The organism is Streptomyces sp. YS-3 (assembly GCF_045257485.1).
Lineage (GTDB): Bacteria > Actinomycetota > Actinomycetes > Streptomycetales > Streptomycetaceae > Streptomyces.
Genome location: NZ_JBJHPC010000260.1, coordinates 1 through 9,883, shown reverse-complemented (window position 1 = coordinate 9,883; position 9,883 = coordinate 1). Strand labels below are relative to the sequence as shown.

At 70.3% G+C, this 9,883-nt stretch carries 5 protein-coding genes and 1 pseudogene; 3 read left to right on the top strand and 3 right to left on the bottom strand.

What is annotated here, in order from left to right:
- Window positions 1-508 precede the first annotated feature (508 nt).
- Window positions 509-3,034, top strand: a complete 2,526-nt coding sequence (locus ACJA3G_RS21020) for an ATP-dependent Clp protease ATP-binding subunit (protein ID WP_406554563.1) — start codon at window positions 509-511, stop codon at window positions 3,032-3,034.
- Between the two features lie 149 nt (window positions 3,035-3,183).
- On the opposite strand, the gene ACJA3G_RS21015 is transcribed toward ACJA3G_RS21020, so the two are convergent.
- The gene (locus ACJA3G_RS21015; protein ID WP_406554562.1) at window positions 3,184-6,378 is read right to left on the bottom strand and encodes an NACHT domain-containing protein; all 3,195 of its coding nucleotides are present in this window, start codon (window positions 6,376-6,378) and stop codon (window positions 3,184-3,186) included.
- A gap of 298 nt (window positions 6,379-6,676) precedes the next feature.
- Between ACJA3G_RS21015 and ACJA3G_RS21010 the strand changes: the two genes are divergently transcribed.
- Window positions 6,677-7,336 (top strand): M23 family metallopeptidase, encoded by a 660-nt coding sequence (locus ACJA3G_RS21010; RefSeq protein ID WP_406554561.1) that lies wholly within the window; start codon window positions 6,677-6,679, stop codon window positions 7,334-7,336.
- Here ACJA3G_RS21010 and ACJA3G_RS21005 read toward each other — a convergent pair.
- On the bottom strand, window positions 7,326-7,898 hold the full coding sequence (locus tag ACJA3G_RS21005) for a TetR/AcrR family transcriptional regulator (RefSeq protein WP_406554560.1): 573 nt from the start codon (window positions 7,896-7,898) through the stop codon (window positions 7,326-7,328). The genes ACJA3G_RS21010 and ACJA3G_RS21005 overlap by 11 nt on opposite strands.
- Window positions 7,899-8,005: 107 nt before the next feature.
- Here ACJA3G_RS21005 and ACJA3G_RS21000 point away from each other — a divergent pair, with 107 nt between their 5' ends.
- On the top strand, window positions 8,006-9,634 hold the full coding sequence (locus ACJA3G_RS21000; RefSeq protein ID WP_406554559.1) for an MDR family MFS transporter: 1,629 nt from the start codon (window positions 8,006-8,008) through the stop codon (window positions 9,632-9,634).
- 95 nt (window positions 9,635-9,729) lie between these two features.
- On the opposite strand, the pseudogene ACJA3G_RS20995 reads toward ACJA3G_RS21000, so the two are convergent.
- Window positions 9,730-9,883 (bottom strand): annotated as a pseudogene (locus tag ACJA3G_RS20995) (two-component sensor histidine kinase); the annotation flags it as partial.

Here is a 9,883-nt window from a genome sequence, read left to right as displayed (position 1 = left end):
GCGGGGGCACCGGCCCGGGCGGAGCCGGGAGCGCGGGGGAGGGCACGGTGAGGGCCATGACCGGAGCAACTCCTGAAACGGCCCGGAGTTACGTGGAGTTTCCGGACGGTTGCGTTCCGTAGCGGTAACGGGGGCGTGCGGAAGCATTCGGCGGCGCAAGTGTGTTCGCCCGTAGCTGAGGGAACCGGGGCGCGCCGCATGGACTGTCGGTGCTTGCGGGTAAGACATTCCTAGTGGGGAGGGGCGTGGAGCCCGCCGGGCCGTCTCGCGTTCGCCATCGGCGTAGTGGAGACAGGGGTATCTGCTTGGCCTGCGGGAACATCGTCTCGCACCATCGAGTTGGAGCAGTTGTCGACTGTTCGGCAGCAACTTTCCCCGCCTGGGCGGGGGTGATCGGGTCGGATGTCGGCAGTTGGAATGAGCTGTCCCGTCCCACGGGACTAGCATGCGGAAGGACAGGGAGGGGACCGACCCCTTACTGCCCGACCGCTCTGAGGAGCGATTAACGATGTTCGAGAGGTTCACCGACCGCGCGCGGCGGGTTGTCGTCCTGGCTCAGGAAGAAGCCCGGATGCTCAACCACAACTACATCGGCACCGAGCACATTCTCCTGGGCCTGATCCACGAGGGTGAGGGTGTCGCCGCTAAGGCCCTGGAGAGCCTCGGGATTTCTCTTGAGGCGGTCCGTCAGCAGGTGGAGGAGATCATCGGTCAGGGCCAGCAGGCCCCGTCCGGTCACATCCCCTTCACCCCGCGTGCCAAGAAGGTCCTGGAGCTGTCGCTCCGCGAGGCCCTCCAGCTCGGCCACAACTACATCGGCACCGAGCACATCCTGCTCGGCCTGATCCGCGAGGGCGAGGGCGTCGCCGCCCAGGTCCTCGTGAAGCTGGGCGCCGATCTCAACCGGGTGCGGCAGCAGGTCATCCAGCTGCTCTCCGGCTACCAGGGCAAGGAAGCCGCCACCGCGGGCGGCCCGGCCGAGGGCACGCCTTCGACCTCCCTCGTCCTCGACCAGTTCGGCCGGAACCTCACCCAGGCCGCTCGTGAGTCCAAGCTCGACCCGGTCATCGGGCGCGAGAAGGAGATCGAGCGGGTCATGCAGGTGCTGTCCCGCCGTACCAAGAACAACCCGGTGCTCATCGGCGAGCCCGGCGTCGGCAAGACCGCCGTCGTCGAGGGCCTGGCGCAGGCCATCGTCAAGGGCGAGGTGCCCGAGACCCTCAAGGACAAGCACCTCTACACCCTGGACCTGGGCGCGCTGGTCGCCGGCTCGCGCTACCGCGGTGACTTCGAGGAGCGCCTGAAGAAGGTCCTCAAGGAGATCCGCACCCGCGGCGACATCATCCTGTTCATCGACGAGCTCCACACCCTCGTGGGTGCCGGCGCCGCCGAGGGTGCCATCGACGCCGCCTCGATCCTGAAGCCGATGCTGGCCCGCGGTGAGCTCCAGACCATCGGTGCCACCACGCTCGACGAGTACCGCAAGCACCTGGAGAAGGACGCCGCTCTCGAGCGCCGCTTCCAGCCCATCCAGGTCGCCGAGCCGTCGCTGCCGCACACCATCGAGATCCTCAAGGGTCTGCGCGACCGGTACGAGGCGCACCACCGTGTGTCCATCACGGACGAGGCGCTGGTCCAGGCCGCCACCCTGGCCGACCGGTACATCTCGGACCGCTTCCTGCCGGACAAGGCGATCGACCTGATCGACGAGGCCGGTTCCCGGATGCGCATCCGCCGGATGACCGCGCCGCCGGACCTCCGCGAGTTCGACGAGAAGATCGCGGGCGTGCGCCGCGACAAGGAGTCGGCCATCGACTCCCAGGACTTCGAGAAGGCGGCCTCTCTCCGCGACAAGGAGAAGCAGCTGCTCGCCGCGAAGGCCAAGCGCGAGAAGGAATGGAAGGCCGGCGACATGGACGTCGTCGCCGAGGTCGACGGCGAGCTCATCGCCGAGGTCCTCGCGACCGCGACCGGCATTCCCGTCTTCAAGCTGACGGAGGAGGAGTCCTCCCGTCTGCTGCGCATGGAGGACGAGCTGCACAAGCGCGTCATCGGCCAGAAGGACGCCATCAAGGCGCTCTCCCAGGCGATCCGGCGCACCCGTGCGGGTCTGAAGGACCCCAAGCGCCCCGGTGGCTCGTTCATCTTCGCCGGTCCGTCCGGCGTCGGTAAGACCGAGCTCTCCAAGACGCTCGCCGAATTCCTCTTCGGTGACGAGGACGCGCTGATCTCCCTCGACATGTCGGAGTTCAGCGAGAAGCACACGGTCTCGCGTCTCTTCGGCTCCCCGCCCGGATACGTGGGTTACGAAGAGGGCGGTCAGCTGACCGAGAAGGTCCGCCGCAAGCCCTTCTCCGTCGTCCTCTTCGACGAGGTCGAAAAGGCCCACCCGGACATCTTCAATTCCCTGCTCCAGATCCTGGAAGACGGTCGTCTGACCGACTCCCAGGGCCGGGTCGTCGACTTCAAGAACACGGTCATCATCATGACCACGAACCTCGGCACCCGGGACATCTCCAAGGGCTTCAACCTGGGCTTCGCGGCCCAGGGCGACGTCAAGTCGAACTACGACCGGATGAAGGTCAAGGTCAACGAGGAGCTGAAGCAGCACTTCCGCCCCGAGTTCCTCAACCGTGTCGACGACACGGTGGTCTTCCACCAGCTCACCGAGGAAGACATCATCCAGATCGTCGACCTCATGGTCGCCAAGGTGGACGAGCGTCTGAAGGACCGCGACATGGGCATCGAGCTCAGCGCGGACGCGAAGTCGCTCCTGGCGAAGAAGGGCTACGACCCGATCATGGGCGCCCGGCCGCTGCGCCGGACGATCCAGCGCGAGATCGAGGACATCCTCTCCGAGAAGATCCTCTTCGGTGAGCTGCGCCCCGGTCACATCGTGGTCGTCGACACCGAGGGCGAGGGCGAGGCGAAGAGCTTCACCTTCCGCGGCGAGGAGAAGTCGGCGCTGCCCGACGTCCCGCCGATCGAGCAGGCGGCCGGCGGCGCCGGCCCGAACCTGAGCAAGGAGGCGTAGCCTCCAGGGGCTCGTCCCAAGGGGCTGCCCCGGCTGTACGGACACGATGTCGTCCGTACGGGCCGGGGCAGCCCCTTTTCGTGCGCGGTGTCACGTGGCTCCACGCGTCGATCCACGCGGCCCGACGTGGCAGGGGACGGTGTAGCCGCTCAGGGCAGGGGCTTTCCGCCCACGAACACCTGGACGCCCTCGGGCAGCCGGTCGATGCCGAGCACGGGTCGCATGGCGAGGAAGTCGATGTGGATCAGTGTCGGCGGGACCACGACCCGGCGTAGGTCGTACTGCTGCTGGGCCGCCCAGAGACTCAGGACGTGCAGGCGCGGAAAAAGGTCCGCGAGGCGGGTGAGGGCGCTCGGTGGCACGTGGTCGACCAGAACGAGCTGGAACACCGACGGGAGGGTGAGCGCGGGCGGGGCCATGGCCAGTGACGCCCCCGTCACCTGGAGGGTGCGCAGGTGGGGTATGCGGGCCACCTCGGCCCACTCCTCCGCGCTCTCGGGGCTGCTCCACGGCCCCAGGTGAAGACCGCTGAGGGCAGGGACGCGGTCGGCCAGGCCCCGCAGGTCGGCCGCGGCCACCCCGGTGACGTCGAGTGACTCGAGCGAGCCCGCCGGGAGCGAGACCGGCGCCCAGGACAGCCGGTCGCCGGTCAAGGCGAGCGAGCGCAGCCGGCGCAGTGAGGCCAGCGGACTCAGGTCCGCGTTACCGATCCGGGTGAGCGAGAGCCCGGTCAACGTTTTGTCCCGCAACCCCGACAGGTCGGTGAGCCGGTCGCAGTCGTTCACGCTCAGGTCGGTGAGCGGATGCGGGCCCGCGAGGAACGACAGGTCCTCCAGGACGGCGTTCTCGCTGATCTTCACTCGGGTGAGGGAGGCCTCCGCCGCGTAGGCGCCCAGGGCCCGCGCCGTGAAGTCGCCGCGCGCCTCCAGCCCGCTGCGGGTGCCGAAGCCTCCCAGGGCGCGCAGCTGCTCTTCGGAAGTGACGGTGAAGAGCAGGTCCTCGGGATCCACCCCGGCGATGACCTCGTCCGCGTACTGACGTGTGTCGAACCGCCCCCACGCCCAGACGAGCTGGGCCCGCACCCGTCGCGCGGGGTGGCGGCCGAAGCGGGCCAGGAACGGGATCGCGCGCTCCGACTTCACGTGCGAGGCGGCGACGACCACCAGCTCGGCCGTGTGCTTGTCCAGCCCTGCGGGGCCGGGCAGCAGGTCGAGGATCATCGGCCCGGCCGACGCGAGCGCCCGTGCCGCCGCCAGGTCGCGCGGCGGGATCAGCGCCGCCGTGCGCGTCTCGACCTCGGCCCGCACCGTGGCGGTGAGTGCGGACGCGTGCTCCAGGCAGGTCGCCGCGAGCAGATGGACCCGGGTGCGCACGGTGGGGTCGGCGTGCGCGTCGCCGTACGCCAGGAGCTCCTCGAACAGCTCCACGCGTTCGCGCGGGCGCGCGTGGGCGACGGCCATGCGGATGACGTCCTCCCACTGGCCGTCGGCGGAGTGGGCGGCGAGCATGCCCAGGTCGCCGGCCTCCACGGCGGCCCGGGCCCCCAGATAGTCCTGGAAGGTGCGGTGGATGAAGTCGACGGTGCCGGGGGCCGGTTCGCGCAGCAGGCCGGAGCGGTGCAGGAAGTGCTCGAACACGGCCCGCGCGTCGCCGAGTTCGGCGAGCTCCGGGACGGAGGGAAGCAGGTCCGCGATGACCGATTCGGCGCGGGCGCGGTCCATCTCGGTGCGGCCGTTGCGGATCAGCCAGTACGCGAGCCGCTGGAGCAGTTGGAGCTGTGGCTCCTGGCGGCGCTCGGGCACCCGCATGTCACGCTCGCGGTCGCGGCGGATGAGCAGCATGGAGAGCGCCGCGTCGTACAGGTCCTTGCGGCCGTACGGCAGGAAGCCGCGCCGGTCGCGGTGGAGGGCGCAGATCAGACCGCACATCAGCGGGTTGGTGGCCAGGCGCCCCAGGTCCGGTTTGGTGCGCACGGCCTGGAGAAGCTGGCTCTCGTACGCGGTGAGCTCGGCGTCGTCCTCGGCGCCGTTCCGTGCCGCCGTGTGCCAGCGCCGGACGAACGCGGCCACGTCCGCGAGGCTCATCGGGCAGAGCATGAGCTCGGTGAAGCCCTCCTCGCCGAGCCAGTCCTCGCCGACCGCCGAGGGGCGCGAGGTGACCAGCCAGCGGTTGCCGGGGTAGGCCTCGATCAGCTCGCTCAGCCACGCGCGCGTGGCGGTCCGCTCGGCATCCGGGATCTCGTCGATGCCGTCGACCAGAAGCAGACCGCGCCCGTCCCCCAGGACCCTGGCCTCCCAGCCGCGCGGCTGCTCGCCCGCCAGCGGTGAGCCGACGGCGGCCAGGAAGTCCCTGGGCGCCGGCAGCCGTGCGCCGTGGCGGGTCAGGGTGCGCAGCGGCAGGACGTAGGGGATGCGGTCGTAGAGGTACGCGGTGGCGTGGTCGAGGTCGTCGCGCGCGGCGGACAGGGCGAGCCACTGGACGAGCGTGGTCTTGCCGGAGCCCGCCTCGCCGCGCAGCAGGACGCGCTCGTGGTCGGCGAGCACGCGGTCGGCGGGCCGGGGGGCGAAGTCCTCTCCGGCGCTCACGGCGCCCGGAACCGGCGTGCGCTCCTGGTACGCACGCCCCCACCCGGACGGGCGGCCGACCGCCTCCAGCCGCAGATACGCGGTGTCCAGCGGCCATTTGCGGGGCGAGTTGGCCAGGTCGATCCCGTAGATCGTCAGCTTGCCGTGCTTCTTGGCCAGCTGAGCGAGATAACGCGCCTCGAAACCGGCGTCCTGGGCGTCCGCCCTCGGGGTACGGGCGATCAGCTCGTCCACGCGCGCGATGAGCTCGCTCTGCCGCCGGCTCTGCTCGACGAGGGTGGCGGCGACGAAGGTGGAGCGCTGGGTGAAGAAGTTCAGGATGTGCAGACAGCTCGTGTCGAGCAGGCGCTCGTAGAAGTGGGTGGCGTCCGCGGAGAGGTGGCGCTCGGGGTGGTCGCCCGCGCGACGCAGCTCCCGCGCGAGCTCCCGGTGGCCCAGCGCGACGGCTTCGGCGTCGCTGAGGGTGAGCTCGCCGAGGGCGTGGAGGGTGCGGGCGAGGGCGTCGGCCACGGCCCGCTCCTCGTCGGCCGGGAACGGCCGCTCTCCGGCCCGCAGGGCGGCCCTGACCAGCTTGGCGGCGAGGGTGCGCAGCTCCGCCTGGCCGAGGGTGCGCCGCTCGCCCCGGAAGGAGACGTACGAGGAGATCCGGACCGGGCGGTCGGCCAGGCCGGCACCGGCGCCTTCAGCGGTGAACAGGCGGCGGATCAGTGGGGCGACGGCGGCCGAGGCGACCTTGGCGGTGAGCAGTCCGGGTTCCACGACGCGTCAGCGTAGCCGCGCACACGGGCCTCGGCCCCGGAAAGGGGGACTCAGGTCACTCCGGGCGGTGCCCCGCGGTGACAAGCCGCACAGGCCCGCGGGGCCCTACTAGCGCCGGTAGCAGGCGATGGCCGCTGCCCCGGCCGCATTCCCGCGCTGATCGATACGGCTTTCAGTAGTAGATGGGCGGTTTGGGCGGTAACGGGGGTGCGGGTTACCAAGGTATGCAGCCCGGTGCGCCGCTCGTGTGCCGGGCCTGTTCCTGCCCCCAGTCGTCCCTCCCGGAGGATGTCCCCGCATGTCCCAGCGCCTCGCTTCCCGCACCCCCCGCCCGACCGTCCTGCGCCTGTGCGCCGCCGCCGTGGGCGCCGGCCTGGGAGTGACGGCCCTGCTGGGTGGCGGGACGGCCGTCGCGGCCGACACGGCGGGCTCCCCGGTCAGGGCCGGCGCCGCCGCGTCCGTCGCCGCGCAGGCCGACGCGCTGGCCAAGGCGGCCACGCAGGCCGCGCAGGCCAAGCAGGCGGCGGCGAAGAAGGCCGCCGGCTGGGTGGACCCGGTGGACACGTACAAGCTCAGCGCCACCTTCGGCACCGGTGGCTCGATGTGGGCGCACAAGCACTCCGGCCAGGACTTCGCCGTGCCGGTCGGCACCCCGGTCAAGGCCGTGCACACGGGCACCGTGGTCAAGGCGGGCCCGAACGGCGGCGGCGACGGCCCCGCGTACGGCAACGCCATCGTCATCCGGCACGCCGACAACACGTACTCCCAGTACGCGCATCTGTCGCGGATCGACGTCCGTATCGGGCAGACGATCTCCACCGACCAGCGGATCGCCCTCTCCGGCAACACCGGCAACACCAGCGGCCCGCACCTGCACTTCGAGATCCGCACGACCGCGAACTACGGCTCGGCCGTGAACCCGGTCGCCTTCCTGCGCACCGCGGGCGTCAAGGTCTGACGGACCCGCCCCCGCCGTGGGCCTGCGTCACCAGATCGATGGCGACTTCGAGGATGGCTTTGCGCCTCTCCTCGGGGTCGCCTTCGAGGTCCTTGAGGGCGTGCATGCCCACGTGCATGGAGAAGAGCGCGGTGAAGCAGCGGATCTGGTCGGCGAGGGGGGCGCCCGGGTCCTTGAGCAGCTCGACCATCGCCAGGACGCGGTCCTTGAAGTTCTCCCCGATGGACAGCTCGCGGACGGTGGCCTGGTTCTCCTGCATGAAGCGGAAGAGGGGGGCGGCGCCGGTCAGGGTGTCGCTGTAACGCCGTAGGATCTCGATCTTCGAATCCAAGGTCTGCGGCTGCGTACGCCCCCATTCCAGCAGCTCGTCCATCGGCCCGGTGAGATCCTGGAAGAGGCTCACCAGGATGTCTTCCTTGGTTTTGAAGTGGTAGTAGAGAGCCGCCTTGGTGACGTCCAGCCGCGCCGCGATCTCGCGCAGCGAGGTCTTCTCGTACCCCTGCTCGCCGAAGAGCTCCAGGGCCACATCCTGGATGCGCTGGCGGGTGTTGCCTCTGGCCATCGAGCTCTCCTGAAAACTTACTTGACGCCCGGCTAGTAGGGGGTCTACTTTCCCCAGTGTAGTAACTAGCCGGGCGGCAAGTAAGTGTGGGGCAGGGAGTGGGAGACATGGCACAACAGATTCAGCCGGAGGCCGACAAGGCCGCGGCTCCAGAGGCGGGACCCAAGCAGCGCAGCGTCCGTGTGGTCCTGCTGGCCCTGATGATCGCGATGCTCCTCGCGATGCTGGACAACATGATCGTGGGCACCGCGATGCCCACCATCGTCGGTGACCTGGGCGGTATGGCCCATCTGTCCTGGGTGGTCACCGCCTACACCCTGGCCACCGCCGCCTCCACGCCCATCTGGGGCAAGCTCGGCGACATGTACGGGCGCAAGGGCGCCTTCCTCAGCTCCATAGTCGTCTTCCTCGCGGGCTCCGCCCTCAGCGGCATGGCCCAGGACATGGGCCAGCTGATCGGCTTCCGGGCGATCCAGGGCCTGGGCGCGGGCGGTCTGATCGTCGGCGTCATGGCGATCATCGGTGAGCTGATCCCGCCGCGGGAGCGGGGCAAGTACCAGGGCATGATGGCCGGCGTCATGGGCATCGCCATGATCGGCGGCCCGCTGGTCGGCGGCTCCATCACCGACCACCTCGGCTGGCGCTGGTCCTTCTACATCAACCTGCCGCTCGGCGCGGTCGCCCTCACGATGGTCACCGCCGTCCTGCACCTGCCGAAGAAGAAGTCCAAGCCGAAGATCGACTACCTCGGTACGGTGCTGCTGACCATCGGCATCACCGCGATCGTGCTGGTCACCACGTGGGGCGGGACGGAGTACGCCTGGGGTTCGGCCCGGATCATGGAGCTGATCGCGCTCGGCGTGGCGTCCCTGGTCGGCTTCTTCTTCGTCGAGACGAAGGCGGCCGAGCCGATAGTGCCGCTGCACATCTTCCGCAGCCGCAACTTCTCGCTGATGGCGACGATCGCCTTCATCACCGGCTTCGTGATGTTCGGCGCGGTCCTCTTCCTGCCGCTCTACCAGCAGTCCGTACAGGGCGCGTCCGCGACCAACTCCGGTCTGCTGCTGCTTCCGATGCTGCTGTCGATGACCGTGGTGTCGCTCTTCGCGGGCCGTGTGACGACCTCGACCGGCCGCTACAAGGCGTTCCCGATCGTCGGCAGCCTCCTGATGGTGACGGGCCTGTACCTGCTGTCCACCATGGACACCGGCACCACGCGCCTCACCTCCGGCCTCTACATGGCGGTGCTCGGCGCGGGCATGGGCTGCCTGCTCCAGATCACCATGCTGGTCGCGCAGAACAGCGTCGAGATGAGGGACATCGGCGTCGGCTCCTCGACGAGCACGCTGGCCCGTACGCTCGGCTCGTCCTTCGGTGTGGCCATCATGGGCGCGCTCTTCAACAGCCGGGTCCAGGACGAGATGTCGGCGCGCGGCGGGGCCGGGATCACCGAGCGGTCCGCCCAGCTCGACGCGGCCAGCCTGGCGAAGCTGCCGGTTCCGCTCCGCGAGGCGTACCAGCACGCGGTGTCCTCCGGGACGCACGGGGCGTTCGTCCTCGGCGCGGCCGTGGCCCTCGGGGCGGTGCTGGCCTCGCTGTTCGTGAAGGAGGTGCCGCTGCGGGGGGCCGGGCCGGACGCGGCTGCGAAGCCCGCGGAGGCGCCGGCCGAGACCGATGCGCCGGCTTCGGCCGACGCGGGCGCGGCGGCGGCGCCGACCGTACGCGAGCGGGTCTGACCCGCGCCCCTGACGTACCGAAGGCCCCCGGAGCGTGTGCTGCTCCGGGGGCCTTCGGGCTGCGCGGGGACGGGCGGAACCACCCGCCCCACGCGCTACACCTGGGGCGGCAGAACCGGGAAGCTTCCCGTCGCCGTCGGGGCGTGTTCCGGGAGCCACAGCACCGCGATGGCACCCCCCGCCGAGCGGGGGCCGCCCCCGGCCCCCTCCGGCGCCGCGTTGCGGAACGTCAGCCGTGCCCCCAGGACC